The following is a 17,523-nucleotide window of genomic DNA, read 5'->3' as shown; positions in this document are numbered from 1 at the left end:
TCCGGTGCCGGGGGCCACTCGACACCGGGCACCGGGCGGGCGGTGGGCGATCGCGGGCGTCAGGCCCAGAGCTGGCCCTGGAGCGTCTCGATCGCCGCCTCCGTCGTCGGGGCGGTGTAGACACCGGTGGAGAGGTACTTCCAGCCGCCGTCGGCGACCACGAAGACGATATCGGCGCTCCGGCCCGCCTTGACGGCCTTCGTACCGACGCCGATCGCGGCGTGCAGCGCGGCGCCCGTGGAGATGCCCGCGAAGATGCCCTCCTGCTGGAGCAGGTCGCGGGTACGGCGGACCGCGTCCGCCGAGCCGACGGAGAAGCGGGTGGTGAGGACGGAGGCGTCGTACAGCTCGGGCACGAAGCCCTCGTCCAGGTTGCGCAGCCCGTAGACCAGGTCGTCGTAGCGGGGCTCGGCGGCCACGATCGAGACGCCCGGGACGTGTTCGCGCAGATAGCGGCCGACGCCCATCAGGGTGCCGGTGGTGCCCAGGCCCGCCACGAAGTGGGTGACGGACGGCAGGTCGGCCAGGATCTCCGGGCCGGTGGTGGCGTAGTGCGCGGCCGGATTGGCGGTATTGCCGTACTGGTAGAGCATCACCCAGTCCGGGTGCTGCTCCGCCAGCTCCTTCGCCACGCGGACGGCGGTGTTGGAACCGCCGGCCGCCGGTGACGAGATGATCTCGGCTCCCCACATCGCGAGCAGTTCACGACGCTCCTGGCTGGTGTTCTCCGGCATGACGCAGACGATGCGGTAGCCCTTGAGGCGGGCCGCCATCGCCAGGGAGATGCCGGTATTGCCCGAGGTGGGTTCCAGGATCGTGCAGCCGGGGGTGAGCCGGCCGTCCTTCTCCGCCTGCTCGATCATATGGAGCGCCGGGCGGTCCTTGATCGAGCCGGTGGGGTTGCGGTCCTCCAGTTTCGCCCAGATCCGGACGTCGTCGGAGGGGGACAGCCGGGCCAGCCGGACCAGCGGCGTATTGCCGACGGCCGCGAGCGGGGAGTCGTAACGCATCGTGGGTCAGCGCATTCCGCCGGCGACCGCCGGGAGGATGGTGACGCTGTCGCCGTCGGAGACCTTGGTGGCGATGCCGTCGATGAAGCGGACGTCCTCGTCGTTGAGGTAGACGTTCACGAAGCGGCGCAGCTGGTCGCCGTTCTCCTTGTCCACGATCCGGGCCTCGATGCCCGTGTGCCGGGTCTCCAGGTCGGCGAAGAGTTCGGCGAGCGTCGCGCCGTCGGCCTGGACGGCCTTCTCGCCGCCGGTGTAGGTGCGGAGGATGGTCGGAATGCGGACCTCGATGGCCATGGGGTGGACTCCAGTCGACAGTCGAAGAGGCGGGGGCGCGGCTCGGCCCCCGCGCCGAGGGCGGTGGATCGGATGTTCCGGACGAATCGTCCGGCGGTGCTCGGAACGCGGAACGGGCTCAGGGCACGGATCAGGACACGCTCAGGTACACATCGCGCTGGCGAGACGGCACAGGTCGACATGGAGCCGCGCGACGAGCAGTACGGCACCGCTCCGCGTCTTGTCGCTCATGTCGTGGAGAACCATGCGGTCATCGTAACGATTCCCGATCCGGGGTTCGGAATAGCATCTCGTATGCCGGACGGACAGTGCTCACCTGTCGGACGAATGGTCTTCTCCGGCCACCGGACGGTCCCTCGGAGACCCCGTGAACGGCTGTACGGAGACCCCGCGGACACCCTGCGGACACCCTGCGGACGCCCGTACGGACAGCTTGTCCGTACGGGCGTCGCGCGGGTCCTACGGAAGCCCCGGCGGGAGGTAGGTGATGGTGGGGGCGCCCGTCCTCGGGTGGACCGCCACCTCGGCCGTGACCTGGTACACCTCGGCCAGCAGCTCGGCCGTGAGGACCTCGGCGGGCGGCCCGGCGGCGACGATCCGGCCGCCGTGCAGGACATGGATCCGGTCGCAGTAGTACGCGGCCAGGTTGAGGTCGTGCAGGGCGAGCAGGTTGGTGGTGCCCAACTCCCGTACCAGGCCGAGGATCTCCAGCTGGTACCGGATGTCGAGATGGTTGGTCGGCTCGTCGAGGACGAGCAGCGCCGGGTCCTGGAGCAGGGCGCGGGCGACCAGGGCGCGCTGCCGCTCCCCGCCGGAGAGCGACGGGAAGGCCCGCCCGGCCAGCTCGGTGATGCCGAGCCGGGCCATGGCCTCGTCGGCCGCCCGGCCGTCGGCGGCGCTGTCGGGCTCCCAGAAGCGCTTGTGCGGGGCCCGGCCCATCAGCACGATCTCGCGGACGGTGAGTTCGAACTCGGGCCGGTTCTCCTGCGGTACGGTCGCGACCCGCCGGGCCCGGTCCTTGGGGCCCATGGCGAGCAGATCGGCGCCGTCGACGGTGATGGTCCCGGCGGTGGGGCGCAGGGTGCCGTAGACACAGCGCAGCAGGGTCGTCTTGCCGCTGCCGTTGGGGCCGACGAGGCCGGTGGTCTCGCCGGGGCGGAGGTCGAGGTCGGCGCCTTCGAGGAGCGGGCGGCCCTCCGGGGTGGTGTACGAGAGCCCGCGTACCCGCAGTTCGGCCGGGCCGGGCCCGCGGGCACCGGGTCCGGCGCCGGTCGTGGCCGGGCTCTCGGCCGGGGCCTTCGCCGTGGTCGCGGTCAGGGCCCCGCCCTGGGTCGCGGTCGGGATCACGTCCGGCCTCCTTCGGTGCCGTCGACCGGGCGGCGGCGCATCAGCCACAGGAACAGCGGGCCGCCGATCAGCGCCGTCAGCACCCCGACGGGGACGTCCTGGGGCGCGGCGACGGTACGGGCCCCGAGGTCGGCGACGACCAGCGCGACCGCGCCGATCAGCGCGGCCACCGGGAGCAGGGCCCGGTGGGCGGCGCCGACCAGCAGCCGGGCCGCGTGCGGGACCATCAGGCCGATGAAGCCGACCGCGCCGCTGGCCGCGACGAGGACCGAGGTGACCAGGGAGACCAGGACGAAGACGGCGGCCCGGAACCGGGCGACGTCCAGACCGAGCACGGTCGCGCCCTCCTCCCCCACCAGCAGCAGGTCCAGCGGGCGGGCCAGGGCCAGCAGCAGCGGCAGCAGCAGGCCGACCACGGCGGCGGGCAGCCAGACCGTGTCCCAGCGGGCGCTGCCGAGCCCGCCGAGCGACCAGTACAGGGCCTCGCGGAAGTGCTCGGGGCGGGACGAGGCGACCAGGACGAGGGTGGTCAGCGCCGTGAAGACATAGCTGATGGTGACCCCGGCGAGGACCAGCCGGGTCCCGGTCATCGAGCCGCCGTGCCGGGCCAGTCCGTAGACGAGGACGAGCGCCGCGAAGGCGCCGATGAAGGCACCGGCGGGCAGGGCGACGGCGGTGGTCGCGCCGATGCCGAGGACCAGGACGACGACCGCCCCGGTGGACGCCCCGGAGGAGATCCCGAGCAGGAAGGGGTCGGCGAGCCGGTTGCGGACCAGGGCCTGGAGGACCGCGCCGACGACGCCGAGCCCGGCGCCGACGACGATACCGAGCAGGACCCGGGGCAGCCGGACGTCCAGCACGATCGTCCGGAACGGGCTGGGCTCGGCACCCGGCAGCAGCGCCGCGACGACCTCGCCGGTCGGGATGCGTACGGAGCCCAGCCCGAGGGCCGCGAGGACGGCCGCCGCCAGGGCGGCCAGCAACCCGGCCAGGACGGCCCCGAACCGCAGCCGGGAGGGCGTACCGGGGGCACCCGGCGCGTCGGGGCGCCCGGTCCCGGCGGGGACCGGGGCGACCGCCGTGGCGCCCTTGCGGAACACCATCCGGCGCCCCGGCTCGTCCCCGGACCCCTCGGCACTCTTCGCGTCGGCCCCGCCGGTACCGGACCCGGGCGCGGTGCCGGGGCCCGGCACCGCCCGCCGGCCGTCCGTCGGGGTCGTCATCGGGCGAGCTGGGGGGCCAGCTTGGCGATCGCGTCCGGGGCGCGGACGCCCACGACCGCGTCCGAGAGCGGCAGTACGGCGAACTTCTTGTTCTTGATCGCCGGGACGTCCTTCAGCGCAGGGTCCTCCAGCAGCCGCCGCTTCTTCTGGGCGAGGCTGGTGGCGCCGTAGTCGTAGATCACGATCACCTCGGGCTTACGGGCCACGACCTGCTCCCAGGTCGCGTCGCCGAAGCTCTTGGGAATGTCGGCGAAGACGTTCCGGCCGCCCGCGCGGGCGATCAGCTCATTGCCGATGCCCTTGCCGCCGACGGTGAACGCGGTCTTGTCGCCGCTGTCGTAGACGAATACGGGCACCGGCTCGGAGGTGGTCTTCTTCAACTCCGCCTCGGTCTTCGCGACCGTCGCCCGGGACGCGGCGATCCACTTCTCGGCCCGGTCGCGGACGCCGAAGGTCCGGCCGACCTCCTCGATCTCGCGGTAGACGTCGTCGAGGCCGGTCCGCTTCTCGGTGCAGTACTCCAGATTGAGCCGGGAGTCGATACCGGACTTCTTCAGCTCGTCGCGGGTGCGGCCGTCCTTGGCCTCGAAGGCGCTGGCGTAGCCGCCGTAGACGAAGTCCGGGTTGGCGGCGAGGAGCTTCTCCTTGGAGGGGTACTCCTTGGCGATCACCGGCACCGACTTGTACGCCTCCGCGTAGCGGGGCAGCACCTGGTCGTCCAGGTAGGCGGTGCCGACCAGGGACTTCTCCAGGCCCAGCTCCAGCATGATCTCGGTGACGTGCTGGTTCATGGTGACGGCCCGCTTCGGGGGCGCCTTGTAGGTGGTCTTCACACCGCAGTTGTCGACGGTGTACGGGAATCCGGCGGCCGTGGCCCCGGACTTCCCCGAACCCGAACCCGAGCCCGAACCGGAACCGGAGTCCGAGCCGCCGCAGGCGGTCAGGACGATCGGGAGCAGTGCGGCGGCCGTACCGGCTATGAGGGTACGGCGGCGGGCGGAACGGCGCCCTGACGTGCGTCGGGACATGCTGACGGCCTCCTCCGGGGATTTCCGCGTCCCCTGGGTGGTGGAAGAGGGCGATGGGTCAGTTCCTGGCTGACAGCCGTCGCCACGCGCCCGAGGGCACGTGTCAACGACCGGTAACAGTGGCGGGACCGCGCCGGATTCACACCGGCTTCCTGGGTCCCACCGCCCCGTATGGAATTGAAGCTGCCGGGTCAGTATGCCTCTACTACCCGGACCTCCTCCTCCGTGACCTCTCCGGCGACGATCCGGAAGGACCGGAACTGGAACGGTCCGGCCGCGTCGGAGTCGGCCGTGGAGACCAGGACGTAGTGCGCGCCGGGCTCGTTGGCGTAGGTGATGTCGGTCCGGGAGGGGTACGCCTCGGTCGCGGTGTGCGAGTGGTAGACGATCACCGGCTCCTCGTCGTTGTCGTCCATCTCGCGGTAGAGCTTCAGCAGATCACCGGAGTCGAACTCGTAGAACGTGGGCGAGCGGGCCGCGTTGAGCATCGGGATGAATCGTTCCGGCCGGTCGCTGCCCTCGGGGCCGGCGACCACGCCGCACGCCTCGTCGGGGTGGTCGGCCCTGGCGTGCGCGACGATCCGGTCGTAGAGGTCCTGGGTCAGGGTCAGCATGCGGATCAGGATAAGCGGGGGTCGTCCGGATGGCGGAAGGGCCGGTCCGTACCGTGCCGAGGTACGGACCGGCCCGTCTCGCGATTCGGACAGCCGGGCGGGGAGGCAGGCAGTTCCCCGCCCGCTGCCGATCAAGGGCCCGGCCCTCGGAGGGGCCGGGCGGCCGGTGACCGGTGCGGTCGGGCGGCCGGTGGCGGGCGGCGCCGTCAGCGCTTGGCGAAGGCCGCGCCCTCCGGGTTCTTGGACCGCAGGACGAGATACGAGACCAGCAGCACCAGGGCCCAGACCGGGGCCACGTACAACGAGATCCTGGCGTCCTTGTCGATCCCCATCAGCACGATCACCAGTCCGATGAAGGAGAGGGCGAACCAGCTGGTCCACGGCGCGCCGGGGGCCTTGAAGGAGGACTCGGCGACCTCGCCCCGGGCGACCTTGGCCCGGTAGCGGATATGGCTCACCAGGATCATGATCCAGGCCCACATACCGGAGATGGTGGCGAAGGAGACGATCTTGTGGAAGGCGTCGCCGGGCCACTGGTAGTTGATCCAGACGCCGATCAGCATCAGCCCGGCGGAGAAGGTGGTGCCGATCAGCGGGGTGCCGTGCTTGGTCAGCCGGGTGAAGAGCTTGGGCCCCTGGCTGTTGAGCGCCAGGTCGCGGAGCATCCGGCCGGTGGAGTACATCCCGGAGTTGCAGGACGACAGGGCCGCGGTGAGGACCACGAAGTTGACGATGCCCGCACCGATCTGGAGGCCCATCTGGTCGAACGCGGCCACGAACGGCGAGACGCCCGGCTGGAAGTTGGTCCAGGAGACCACCGAGAGGATCATGATCAGGGCGCCGACGTAGAAGACGGCGATCCGCCACGGCACGGTGTTGATGGCCTTGGGGAGGTTCTTCTCCGGGTCCTTCGACTCTCCGGCGGTGACGCCGACCAGCTCGACCGCGAGGAAGGCGAACATCACGATCTGGAGGGTCATCAGCGTGCCGCCGAGGCCCTTGGGGAAGAAGCCGCCGTCGCTCCAGAGCAGGGAGAAGGAGGCGGTGTCACCGGCGTCGCTGAAGCCGAGGGTGATGATTCCGGCGCAGATCAGGATCATGCCGACGATGGCGGTCACCTTGATCATGGAGAACCAGAACTCCAGCTCGCCGAAGATCTTCACCGAGATCAGATTGGCGAGGTAGAGCACGATCGTGAAGCCGAGCGCCGAGACCCACTGCGGGATGTCGAACCAGTACGTCATGTACTCGGCCGCCGCGGTGACCTCGGTCATCCCGGTGACGACCCAGAACAGCCAGTACGTCCAGCCGGTGGCGAAGCCCGCGAAGGGGCCGACGAACTCGCGCGCGTACTCCGAGAACGAACCCGAGACCGGGCGGTACATCAGCAGTTCGCCGAGGGCCCGCATGATGAAGAAGATGACCACGCCCGCGATGGCGTAGGCGAGGATGAGGCTCGGCCCGGCCTTGGAGATGCCCTTTCCGGCCCCGAGGAAGAGCCCGGTCCCGATGGCTCCGCCGATGGCGATCATCTGGATCTGCCGGGCCCCGAGTGCCCGGTGGTAGCCCTGGTCCTCGGCGGTGGCCGCCGGGGCTCCGGCCGGCTTGCCCGGCCCGTCCTTGCTGTCGTCGACCTGCACCGAGGTCATAAGCTGCTGCGCCCTTCTCTCCATGCCGATCCGCGCGCCCCGCCTCTCGGCGAGCGACCGCGGACCAGTTCCTGATCCCCCCGGATATGGATGGAGTGCCACCGGCGATCCGCCGGCTCAAGCGCCTCCAGGGGCATGGGTGGCGCCCCTGGCGGTCGTGAAGATCTATCACGGTTGCGACAAAGATCGATCCGGCTTCTTGTGCCTTATCCCACATATAGAACCGGACAAAAGACTCCCCGAGGGGTAAACCACCTCGGGGATGTCACGCGATCGTTATTCGGATTTGAGCGTCCGTTGAGCGAACAACCGAACGGACGGACGGGAGGAGGGGCCGAGGGTGCCCCGGCGGCCGGCCGGGACAGGAGAGGCCCGGCCCCGGACGGCGTACGGAACCGGACCGCCGCGGCCCGAGAGCCGGAACCGGCCCGCCCGGCGCGCTCAGCCGGACAGCCGGACAGCCGGACAGCCGCTCGGCCGCCTCAGGGCAGCAGCGTCTCGACCAGGGTCTCCTGGAGGACCCCCAGCCAGAGGTAGGCCATCACCATCGGCTTGCGCGGATCGTCGTCCGGCAGGCGGTAGAGGCCCGTCTCGCCCGCGTCGTCCTCGTCGGAGACCTCCAGCCGGGTGCCGATGGTCAGCCGCAGGTCGTTGAGAGCGCCCAGCCAGTAGCGGCAGTCGTCGGGCGGCAGCTTCAGTACGGCGGCGGAGTCGCCGCCCGGCTCCAGCCCGTCCAGGGCCCGGACGACGGCGAGCGCGTTGGCCCGTTTGCCCGCGCGCAGATCGTTCTCGGTGTAGCGGCGGAACTCGGAGGAGGCCGCGCGGGTCTCCTCCTCGGTCATCCCGGGACCCTGCTCGCCGGGCGGGCGGGGCGCCGGGGTGGGACCCCGGTAGGCGTCGGGGAAGAGCCGGGCCAGCGCCGGGTCGGACGGCGGCTCCGTCGGCCCCTCCGCGAACAGCGCGGCCAGCGGGTCCTCGCCCTCGACCGGCTCGTCGCCGGGCCCGATCAGCTCCAGCAGCTGGATCGCCAGGGACCGCAGGATGGAGATCTCCACGTCGTCGAGCGCGACGGCGGCCCCGCCTCCGGGCAGCGGCTCGAAGTGTCCCGGCATCAGCCGCGGTCCTGGGTGAGGGTCGCCCAGAGGCCGTAGCCGTGCATCGCCTGCACGTCGCGCTCCATCTCCTCGCGGCTGCCGCTGGAGACCACGGCGCGTCCCTTGTGATGGACGTCGAGCATCAGCTTGCGGGCCTTGTCCTTGGAGTAGCCGAAGTACGCCTGGAAGACGTAGGTGACATAGCTCATCAGATTCACGGGGTCGTTGTGGACGAGCGTCACCCACGGCACGTCGGGTTCGGGAACGACGGAACTCTGCTCCGCCGACTCGGGGCGCGTGATCTCAGTGGGGGCGACACTCACCCGATCCATGCTGCCACCCGGGGCGCCGGGGCGCATAAACGACTCCCCATTTCGTCAGAGTGACGAAATGTGAGGTAGCATCTGGCCATGGCTGGATCGCCCGGTTCCCACGGGCGTTCGACGGCGCGCCCCGCCCCGGGCGGGAAACGGCGCAGAAAGCGTGAGGTCGAGTCTCGTGAACACCGCTGACCTGGGGCTCCCGGTCGATGTACCCTCCACGGCCCTCTTCACCGATCAGTACGAGTTCACCATGCTCCAGGCGGCTCTGCGGGCGGGTACGGCCCACCGCAGGTCCGTCTTCGAGGTCTTCACCCGGCGGCTGCCCGAGGGACGCCGGTACGGGGTCGTCGCGGGCACGGGACGGGTCCTGGACGCGGTGGCCAACTTCCGGTTCGACCCGGACGTACTGGCCTTCCTGCGGGAGCGGGAAATCGTGGACGCGCCGACCCTGGAGTGGCTGGCCTCGTACCGCTTCAGCGGTGACATCTGGGGCTATCCGGAGGGCGAGGTCTACTTCCCGGGCTCGCCGGTCCTGCGGGTCGAGGGCAGCTTCGCCGAGTGCGTGCTGCTGGAGACCGTGATCCTCTCGATCCTCAACCACGATTCGGCGATCGCCGCCGCGGCGTCCCGGATGGCGACGGCCGCGGGCGGCCGTCGGCTGATCGAGATGGGCGCGCGCCGGACCCACGAGCTGGCGGCGGTGGCCGCGTCCCGGGCGGCGTACGTCGGCGGCTTCGACTCCACCTCGGATCTGGCGGCCGGGTTCCGGTACGGCATCCCGACCGTCGGCACCAGCGCCCATGCCTTCACCCTGCTCCACGACAGCGAGCGGGACGCCTTCCGGGCCCAGGTCGACTCGCTGGGCCGGGGGACGACGCTGCTGGTCGACACGTACGACGTGGCGGAGGCCGTCCGGACGGCGGTGGAGATCGCCGGGCCCGAGCTGGGCGCGGTCCGGATCGACTCCGGGGACCTGCTGCTGGTGGCCCACCGGGTCCGGCAGCAGCTCGACGAGCTGGGCGCCCGGCACACCAGGATCACGGTCACCTCCGATCTGGACGAGTACGCCATCGCGTCGCTGGCGGCGGCCCCGGTGGACGGGTACGGCGTGGGCACGCAGCTGGTCACCGGCAGCGGCCACCCCACCTGCTCGATGGTCTACAAGCTGGTCGCCAGGGCCCGGGGCGAGGCCCCGGACGCGCCGCTGGAGCCGGTGGCGAAGAAGTCCGTGGGCGGCAAGGCGTCGATCGGCGGCCGGAAGTGGGCGGCCCGGCGGCCGGACGCGGAGGGCACGGCGGAGGCGGAGGTCGTGGGCACTGGACCCGTACCGGAGGAGCTCGTCCCGCACCGGCTCCAGATCGAGCTGGTCCGGGGCGGCGAGATCGTGGCCCGGGAGCCGCTGGACGTGGCGCGCGAGCGCCACCGGGCCGCCCGGGGCGCGCTGCCGTTGTCCGCCACGCAGCTCTCGCGGGGCGAGCCGGTACTGCCGACGGAGTACGTCTGAGGGGACGGCGGCGGCCCCTGCGGGGCGTCCGCGTGAAAGGCGGTGCCCGGGTGGTGTGAGGGCCCGCCGCGCGGGGACGCTCCAGGAAGAGGGGGCCTCGCGGGCGGCTTACCGGGCGGGGTCCGGGGTACGGAACCCCGGGCCGGGCCCGTACGGCGGCCCCGCCCCTATCCGCTGCGGCCCTCCGCGCGGCACGCTTGTCATACCGCTACCGAAACCTTTCTCCGATCCCGTCCGCCCCTCACCGACCCGATTCCCCCGAACGTCGCCCGTTTCCCCGCTCTCCCCGAAGGACACCCGCCATGCACCGCGCGCTGATCGTCGTCGATGTCCAGAACGATTTCTGCGAGGGCGGCAGCCTCGCGGTGGCGGGGGGTGCCGGGGTCGCGGCGGCGATCACCGATCTGATCGGTGAGAGCAGCCCGGCGTACCGCCATGTGGTGGCCACCCGGGACCACCACGTCGACCCGGGCGACCACTTCTCCGACACCCCCGACTACGAGACGTCCTGGCCGGTGCACTGCGTCGCGGGCACGGAGGGCGCGGGCTTCCATCCGAACTTCGCCCCGGCCGTGGCGTCCGGCGCGATCGACGCCGTCTTCGACAAGGGCGCGTACGCGGCGGCGTACAGCGGCTTCGAGGGCGCGGACGAGAACGGCACCGGGCTCGCGGCGTGGCTGCGGGCGCAGGGCGTGACGGAGGTGGACGTGGTGGGGATCGCCACCGACCACTGCGTCCGGGCGACGGCCCTGGACGCGGCCCGGGAGGGGTTCACCACCCGGGTCCTGCTCGATCTGACGGCGGGGGTCTCCGAGGAGCGGACGGCGTGGGTGCTGCCGGAGCTGCGGGAGGCGGGCGTGGAGCTGACCGGGAAGCCGGTGGTCTGACGGTCCCGGGCCGGGCCCGGGATGCCGGGGCCGTGGACCCGTACGGCCGTACGGGTCGGTGCCCGGCCGCTCCCTCAGGCCCAGCCGCCCCGCAGCGGGGTCCGGAAGGGGTGCCAGAGGGCGGAGACGGGGGCCTCGTGGGGCCGCCAGAGCAGTCCGTCGGGGTGGTGCAGTACGGCCGTGATCTCGTCCGGCGTCGGCGGCTCCAGATTCCCCCGCAGATAGACGGCGCGCAGCCCCAGGTTCCGCAGCCTGGTCAGGGCGCGGGCCCGGTTCGCGGCATGGACCAGGAAGCGGGCGGCGCTGCCGTCGTCCAGCGGGCTGGGCAGGCTGAGCGCGACGACGACGCTGCCGTTCGGGAGTCTGCTGAAACCTCCGCCGGGCATGGTGTACCACTCCCCCGTGGGTGCGTAGGCCCGGGGTCCGCCGGTCGGTGCGGGACCCGGGTGTCAATAAGAGGCGGTCACCACGCACCTAAACACGATCGGCCGTCGCCCGCTAGAGGGCGACGGCCGATCACGCTTTGACCTGCGATAACGCTATTTACTTGGTCGACGGACCAACCTTGACGGTGATCGTTTCACCGCTTCTCGGCTCCTTGAGGATCGAGATCTTGGTGTTGGTGTCAGTTACCTTCACGCTGCCGGTCGGGTTCTCGGCGTACCAGTAGACGCCCTTGCGGTCGTCGAAGACGCTCTTGCCGGGCCGGGCCGGGATCTGCGTCGCCACACCGTTCTTGTGCAGCGTGACCGCGTCGTACGGCCGGGTCGAGAAGGTCGAGTCGAAGGTCTGGATGCGGTTGCGCATCACCGTACCGTCGGACCACTTCAGCGGTTCGGGATTCGCGTCGATCGGCAGGATCTGCCCACTTCCGGGGTGCACTCCGGTGTTGTTGTCCCGCTGGAAGGTGTCCCAGTACCAGATCATCAGCCCGTTCTGGTACGGAAAGTGCTCGACCCAGCGGTTCAGCGGCGCGGGGAAGCCGAAGTTGTACGGGCCGACCTTCAGACCGTGGTCGTACGAGACGTACTGCCGGTTCTCGGCCAGGTAGTACTGCTCGTAGTCCTTGGTGAAGGAGTCGCCGATCCGGCTGAAGCCGGCCTTGGTCCAGCCCGCGTCGTCGGTCTCGGCGCCGTCGGTGAAGAGCGGCGCGCCGTCGGCCGTGACCGTGATCCGGTCGGCGGTGAAGCCCTTCTCGGCGGTGGCGCTGTCGGTCCGGTACTGGAACCGGAGGTCGATCTTCTGACCCGCGTAGGCGTCCAGCGGGTAGACCAGCGCGCGGTGCGCCCCGGAGCGGCCGGTGAGGGCCGGGCGGTCGCCCGCGTCGCGGGTGATGGGCCGCCCGTCGGCGGTGCCGTCGACGGCGTTCCAGGTGGCTCCGCCGTCGGTGGAGACCTCGGTGTAGAGGTAGTCGTACCCGGCTTCGATCTGCCACCAGGCCGACAGGCTCAGGGACGCCGACGACTTGCCGGTGAGGTCGACCTTGCGGGTCAGGGTGTTGCGCAGATCGTCGCCCATGTCGCTCCACCACTGGCGGCTGCCCTCGGCGGGCGGGACGACCGGGGTGGTGCCGGGCTTCTTCGGCAGTTCGACGATCAGCGCCTGGGGCCGCCTGGTGTTGTAGGCGGAGACCCCGAGGGTGTGGACGGAGTCGGTGGCGGCCCGCGCCTTGGTGTAGTTGAGCCAGCCGAGCTGGAGCTTGTCCCAGGCGGTCATGTCGCCGGGGAGGTCGCCGATGGCCTCCTTGCCGCGGCCGAGCCACGAGCCGGAGGACATCAGGCTCCAGAAGCCGGTGGAGTTCTCGCCCCGGCCGGAGTAGTCGTAGAGGTCCGGCAGACCGAGGTCGTGACCGTATTCGTGGGCGAAGACGCCGAGTCCGCCGTTCTCGGGCTGGACCGTGTAGTCGCCGACCCAGATCCCGGTGGTGCCGATCTGGGTGCCGCCCGCCCGGTTGTTCGCGGGGCCGGTCCGGCCGTTGTCGTCGCCGTAGGCGTACCAGCGGTGCGCCCAGATGGCGTTGGTGCCCTGGGCGCCGCCGCCCGCCGACTCGTCCTCGCCCGCGTGGACGAACTGGAAGTGGTCGATATAGCCGTCGGGCTCGTTGAAGTTGCCGTCGTTGTCGAAGTCGTAGCGGTCCCAGACGTCGTACTGCTTGAGGTCCGCGGTGATCTGCTCGTCGGTACGGCCCTGCGCCTTCTGGTCGGCGACCCAGGCGTTGACGCCGTCGCGGACCGCGTCCCAGACGCTCTTGCAGGTGCTCTCGCCGCACCAGTTCGAGCCGTAGCGGGCCTCGTTCCACTCGACCTTGACCCAGTCGGAGACCGTGCCGTCGACGGAGTAGCGGCCGGAGGACGCCTTCTCGAAGTACGTCTTCACGGACTGCTTGGTCCGCCCCTGGGCGTCCTTGCCGGTACCGAAGTACAGGTCCTGGAAGTGGGCGCGGTTGTAGTCCGCCTTCCAGTCGGTGGCGTTGTCCTTCGTCCGGTCCGGCTGCTTGATCTTGTTGTGCAGGGGGCCGGGTGTCCCGCCGTACTTCGTCACCGGCGGCTGGGGGCCATCGGGCCCGTCCGGGTCGTGGGTCGTGGTGTCGTCGACCTTGTCGCCGAACTCCAGCAGGATCGTGAAGATCTTGTCGGTCTTCTCCCGGCCCAGCTCGACGTACTTGCCCTTGTCGAGCTTGACGACCTTGGAGGCGCCCCGCCGTTCCACGGTGGACTCGCCGCTGATGACCTGCTCCAGCGCCGTCGCGCGCTGCTGGGCCTGCTGCTTGCTGAAGGGCCCGTCGAGATCGTGGTCGACATGGTCCGGGCCGGGCGCCGGGTCGTGCCGCTGGACGGGTGCGGCGGCCTGGGACCGGGATCCCCGGTCCTCCGCCTGGGCCGTGCCGTACGCCGACGCGGTGGCGGCGGTCGCCGCGAGCGCGACGACGACCGCGGACATTCTGAGGGACCGTCCGCGGCCGTTTCTGGTGGTGGTCACGTGAGCCAAATCCTCCTCCGCGCCCCGGTGCCGCGGATCTGGAAAAGGGGGGTGGTGGGACCGTCCGGGCGGGGGTCGCGTCTCAAGTGACCGCATTCGACCGTACGTACGGAAGAAAAACCAGTCCTTGACTCGGACATCTCAACTGCCCTATGCGGGTGCCGATTTCCGATATCCGGACGGCGACTCTCGGCCATGGGGCCGGTCACGGTACGGCGGACCTCCGGTCCGGATGGCACGGGACCGCCGGTCAGGACGGTTCACGACCGGGATTCCGGTCGTTTTCAGGCCAGCGGTACCGGGGGTATCGGACGGTCCCCGCCGGGTCCGCCGGTGTACGAACCGATGAGGTTTGGCCACCCGGGGTGCGCGGGTACGGAGTCCTCGGCCGCGAGCGCGCCGGATCGAGGCGCGGGCGTACGGCGGCCGGAGCCGCGGCGGGCAGCGGCGTTCCGGGCACCCGCCCGGGAGGCGGGCCCGGGGGCGGCGAGGCCACCGGCAGCGGCCGTACGGGCGGCAAGTGCACCGCGACGGCGGTAAGTCAAGGGGTATGAACCCGTGCGCCCCCTATGCACCGGCGGTGGGGGTGGAGCCACGCTTACCGCCGTTACCCGGAGGGCATCCAGCACCGTAGAGTCTCTCGGCAGAGCGACCGTGTCGAGCGACACCCCCCGACCTGTTCTTCCTTCTGTCGTGAGGACGGATACCGTCATGCCGCGTCCGACTGCCGCACAGCTCGCCTCCGGTTCGGCCACCGTCGTCTTCTCGGCGCTCGCCCTGCTCCTCTTCACCCGTACCTCGCACGCCGTCGGCGTCGCCGCGATCGGGGTGGTCTCGCTGGCCCTCGGACTGCTGGTGGCCACGGCCCTGCCGATGAGCCGGGCGATCCGGGCGGCCCGGGCGAGCCGTACCGCCGCCGCCGTGACCAGCGCGTACCCGGCCGCCCGGCCCCGGGCGCATGCCGGAGCCGGGGCGGATTCCGGCCTCAGGTAGCCCCGCCGGGACCGGCCCCCTGCCCGGGGGTCGTCCCCTCCGGGACGGTGACCACCACGGTCTTGGCCGCCTTGTCGTGCAGGCCCTGCCGATAGGGCTTGTCGGCCACGATCGTGATGATGATGACCAGCCACCAGACGCAGAAGCAGCAGATCAACGCGGGCGCCCACAGCACGGCGGCCCGGGTCAGCGCCGCGCCGGTGTTCGGTGTGCTGCCGTCGTTGAGCATCGCGACCCGCAGCCGCAGCAGCCGTTTGCCGACGGTCTGGCCGTTCCGCTTCACCATCAGGGTGTCGTAGGCGACATAGGCGACGAGGGAGATCAGCGACCAGAGCCACTGGCGGCCGGTGTTGAGGTCGCTGGTGATGTCGTCCCAGTCGTCACCGCCGCCCGAGGTGTCCCAGCCGCCCGCGAGCAGGGAGATCAGGAAGAGCGGGATGAAGACGATCAGCGCGTCGATCACCCGGGCGGCGAGTCTGCGCCCGAAGTCGGCGAGCGGCGGCATGCCCGCGAGGGGATCGGGGGTCCCTCCGTACGGGCCGCCGCCGTAGGGACCGCCGCCGTACGGGGGCGGCGGAGTTCCGCCCGCGCCGCCGTAGGGGCCCGAACCGCCGTACGGACCGCCGCCCTGGCCGGGACCGTACGGCGAACCGGGCGGTGGGCCCTGCGGCGGCGGGGGCGGGGCCTGACCTGGTGGTGGCCCACCGGGCGGCGGGCCGCCGGGCGGCGGGGGCGGTGGTTCGGCACCCCCGCCCGGGCCCGGGGGCGGCTTGCGGAACGGATCGTTCTCGGGCGGGCCGTCGTGCCCGTCGCCGCCCGGTCCGGCGGGCGGTGGCTGATCGTTGCTCATGACGGCAGTGCAACCCGGGGCCGGGATCCCCGCAAAAGGACGCACGCCGTTCGGGGGACACCCGTCTCACCCGGCGGGGCGGGGGCCCGGGGTAGGGACCCGAGGTCGGGGCCGGAGCCGGGAGCCCGGAGTCCGGGGGTCAGGGGTCCGGAGTCCGCCGGGGTCAGCCCTTGACGAAGGTCCGGGCCGCCTTGTCGTGCCAGCACTGCCGCCAGGGCCGGTCGACCAGACACCACAGCACGTTCACCACACCGAGGACGATCAGCCCGAGCCCGCCGTAGACCAGCCAGCGGCGCAGCGCGGCACCGAACGCCGGCGGCTCGTGCGACTCGATGTCCACCACCGAGACCCCGCAGAGCTTCTTGCCGAGGGTCCGCCCCCACTTGGCGGTCGGCAGCACCTCGTAGAGCACGCCGAGCACCAGCAGCGCCGCGAGCACGATCCCGAGCTGGGCGCCGGTGGTGCCGTCGAGCAGCCAGACCGTGACGGTCTCGCCGGACAGCTTGGCCGCCTCGATCTTGCCGTCGATATGGTCGATCGCGGCCGTCACGAAGGGGATGGCGACGGCACCCACCATCGCCCCCAGCACCACGGTGTCGATCAGCCGGGCCACCAGCCGCCGCCCGAGCCCGGCGGGCCGCGCGGCGGCCTGCGCCCGGACGACGGCGAGGAACGGATCCTCCACCGGCGGCTTCCACGGAATGACGGGCCCGTCACCCCCGACGGCCGCCTGCGGCTGGGCCTGAACCTGCGGCTGCGGCTGAACCTGGGGCCGGGGGGTCGGCTGGGGCCGGGGGGCCTGCTGCGGGGCGGGCTGCTGCGGCTGCGGCTGCGGCTGCGGCCAGGGAGTGACGGGTGCCGGAGCGGCCGGTGCCGCGTGCGCCTGCTCGGGTACGACGACCCGGGGCTCGGGCTGCCGTGGCACGGCCGCGGGCGCCGGTGCGGGCTCCTCGGCCACGGGCAGCGGCGACGGCGCGACGACGGTCCGCTCCGAAGGCCGTACGGCCCGAATGGTGACCGTGCCGTCGGTCACGGGCTCGGCCGGAACGGGCCCCTGACTCCCGTCGCTGCCCGCGACGACCGGCGCGGCGGGCTGCGCCGGTACGCGCCCCCCGGCCCCCGGACCACCCCAGGCGACCCGGTCCCCGTCGCCCCCGAAGCCGCCCTGCCGGGCGGAATCCGCCTGCCACACACTCGCGGGCTCGGGCCGGACCGCCGCCTCTTCCTCGGGCACCTCGTCCAGGAACACGGGCCCGGTCTCCTCGACCGCGGGCACGGCCGAAGCGGTCGGAGCGGGCGGCGGGGCGGGCTCGGCGGCGGGCGCGTCACCCGCGTCCCGGGGCGCGGGCCGACTCGTACCCGGCACCCAGGACGCACCGTTCCAGTACCGGACGTATCCGGGAATCGACGGATCGGGGTAGTAGCCCGGCGCGGGACTGCCGTCGCCGCCGTGCGGGGTGGGGGCGCTCATCACCGTGGTCCCGTATCTCCTCGCGAGCCTGGTTTCAACCCTCCACATCTATCAGACGCTTGGCCCCACCCGGGCGTCTCCCACGGTAACGACCCCGAACCGGTGTGTCGGACAAGGCCCCGCGCACCACTGGTTTCACCGCTTCGGAGGACCCGGGGGGACACCCCGCCGGTCTCGCCCGGTCCGTCGCGGTCCGCGGTCCGGCAGTCCGCGTACGCGCACGGAGAAGCGGCCGTCGGGGCAGGTCCGGAGTTCGG

General features: G+C 71.8%; 17 protein-coding genes and 1 riboswitch. Of the genes, 3 read left to right on the top strand and 14 right to left on the bottom strand.

Going from position 1 to position 17,523, the window contains the following annotated elements:
- Positions 1-59: 59 nt before the first annotated feature.
- From AB0G74_RS15545 to clpS, 10 genes are all read right to left on the bottom strand, one after another.
- Positions 60-1,010, bottom strand: coding sequence for a cysteine synthase (locus AB0G74_RS15545; RefSeq protein WP_361145731.1), 951 nt, complete (start codon positions 1,008-1,010; stop codon positions 60-62).
- 6 nt (positions 1,011-1,016) lie between these two features.
- Positions 1,017-1,304, bottom strand: a complete 288-nt coding sequence (locus AB0G74_RS15540; protein WP_361145728.1) for a MoaD/ThiS family protein — start codon at positions 1,302-1,304, stop codon at positions 1,017-1,019.
- 141 nt (positions 1,305-1,445) lie between these two features.
- On the bottom strand, positions 1,446-1,550 hold the full coding sequence (locus tag AB0G74_RS15535; protein ID WP_358824078.1) for a putative leader peptide: 105 nt from the start codon (positions 1,548-1,550) through the stop codon (positions 1,446-1,448).
- 213 nt (positions 1,551-1,763) lie between these two features.
- Positions 1,764-2,534 (bottom strand): ABC transporter ATP-binding protein, encoded by a 771-nt coding sequence (locus AB0G74_RS15530; protein WP_361145877.1) that lies wholly within the window; start codon positions 2,532-2,534, stop codon positions 1,764-1,766.
- Between the two features lie 113 nt (positions 2,535-2,647).
- Positions 2,648-3,874, bottom strand: coding sequence for an iron ABC transporter permease (locus AB0G74_RS15525; RefSeq protein ID WP_361145726.1), 1,227 nt, complete (start codon positions 3,872-3,874; stop codon positions 2,648-2,650).
- The gene (locus AB0G74_RS15520) at positions 3,871-4,902 is read right to left on the bottom strand and encodes an ABC transporter substrate-binding protein (RefSeq protein ID WP_361145723.1); all 1,032 of its coding nucleotides are present in this window, start codon (positions 4,900-4,902) and stop codon (positions 3,871-3,873) included. Before AB0G74_RS15520 ends, AB0G74_RS15525 begins: the two co-directional genes overlap by 4 nt.
- A gap of 38 nt (positions 4,903-4,940) precedes the next feature.
- A riboswitch (cobalamin riboswitch) is annotated at positions 4,941-5,088 on the bottom strand.
- 5 nt (positions 5,089-5,093) lie between these two features.
- Positions 5,094-5,516 (bottom strand): M67 family metallopeptidase, encoded by a 423-nt coding sequence (locus AB0G74_RS15515; protein ID WP_361145720.1) that lies wholly within the window; start codon positions 5,514-5,516, stop codon positions 5,094-5,096.
- A gap of 206 nt (positions 5,517-5,722) precedes the next feature.
- The gene (locus tag AB0G74_RS15510; RefSeq protein ID WP_361145717.1) at positions 5,723-7,165 is read right to left on the bottom strand and encodes an amino acid permease; all 1,443 of its coding nucleotides are present in this window, start codon (positions 7,163-7,165) and stop codon (positions 5,723-5,725) included.
- Positions 7,166-7,647: 482 nt separating this feature from the next.
- The gene (locus AB0G74_RS15505; protein WP_361145714.1) at positions 7,648-8,277 is read right to left on the bottom strand and encodes a DUF2017 domain-containing protein; all 630 of its coding nucleotides are present in this window, start codon (positions 8,275-8,277) and stop codon (positions 7,648-7,650) included.
- Positions 8,277-8,591: an ATP-dependent Clp protease adapter ClpS gene (gene clpS, locus AB0G74_RS15500; protein ID WP_358824073.1), complete on the bottom strand. Its 315-nt coding sequence runs from the start codon at positions 8,589-8,591 to the stop codon at positions 8,277-8,279. Before clpS ends, AB0G74_RS15505 begins: the two co-directional genes overlap by 1 nt.
- Positions 8,592-8,757: 166 nt before the next feature.
- Here clpS and AB0G74_RS15495 point away from each other — a divergent pair, with 166 nt between their 5' ends.
- Both AB0G74_RS15495 and AB0G74_RS15490 read left to right on the top strand, forming a co-directional pair.
- Positions 8,758-10,086: a nicotinate phosphoribosyltransferase gene (locus AB0G74_RS15495; protein ID WP_361145711.1), complete on the top strand. Its 1,329-nt coding sequence runs from the start codon at positions 8,758-8,760 to the stop codon at positions 10,084-10,086.
- Positions 10,087-10,388: 302 nt separating this feature from the next.
- Positions 10,389-10,973, top strand: coding sequence for an isochorismatase family protein (locus AB0G74_RS15490; protein WP_361145708.1), 585 nt, complete (start codon positions 10,389-10,391; stop codon positions 10,971-10,973).
- A gap of 74 nt (positions 10,974-11,047) precedes the next feature.
- Here AB0G74_RS15490 and AB0G74_RS15485 read toward each other — a convergent pair whose 3' ends face one another.
- Together AB0G74_RS15485 and AB0G74_RS15480 are read right to left on the bottom strand one after the other, a co-directional pair.
- The gene (locus AB0G74_RS15485; RefSeq protein ID WP_361145705.1) at positions 11,048-11,359 is read right to left on the bottom strand and encodes a hypothetical protein; all 312 of its coding nucleotides are present in this window, start codon (positions 11,357-11,359) and stop codon (positions 11,048-11,050) included.
- Positions 11,360-11,516: 157 nt separating this feature from the next.
- Positions 11,517-13,913, bottom strand: coding sequence for an immune inhibitor A domain-containing protein (locus AB0G74_RS15480; RefSeq protein ID WP_361145873.1), 2,397 nt, complete (start codon positions 13,911-13,913; stop codon positions 11,517-11,519).
- Between the two features lie 750 nt (positions 13,914-14,663).
- Here AB0G74_RS15480 and AB0G74_RS15475 point away from each other — a divergent pair.
- Complete coding sequence (locus AB0G74_RS15475) at positions 14,664-14,945, top strand: hypothetical protein (protein ID WP_361145702.1); 282 nt, start codon at positions 14,664-14,666, stop codon at positions 14,943-14,945.
- Here the strand turns inward: AB0G74_RS15475 and AB0G74_RS15470 are convergent.
- Positions 14,938-15,795 carry an RDD family protein gene (locus tag AB0G74_RS15470; protein ID WP_361145699.1) on the bottom strand — a complete coding sequence of 286 codons (858 nt, stop codon included), beginning with the start codon at positions 15,793-15,795 and terminating at the stop codon, positions 14,938-14,940. The two genes, AB0G74_RS15475 and AB0G74_RS15470, sit on opposite strands and share 8 nt — an antisense overlap.
- Positions 15,796-15,958: 163 nt before the next feature.
- Positions 15,959-17,266, bottom strand: coding sequence for an RDD family protein (locus tag AB0G74_RS15465; protein WP_361145696.1), 1,308 nt, complete (start codon positions 17,264-17,266; stop codon positions 15,959-15,961).
- Positions 17,267-17,523: the final 257 nt, after the last annotated feature.

The sequence above is a fragment of the Streptomyces sp. NPDC020875 genome (genome assembly GCF_040641415.1).
GTDB lineage: Bacteria > Actinomycetota > Actinomycetes > Streptomycetales > Streptomycetaceae > Streptomyces.
Note: the sequence above shows the minus strand (reverse complement) of the source record. Positions and strands in the feature narration are given on the sequence as shown.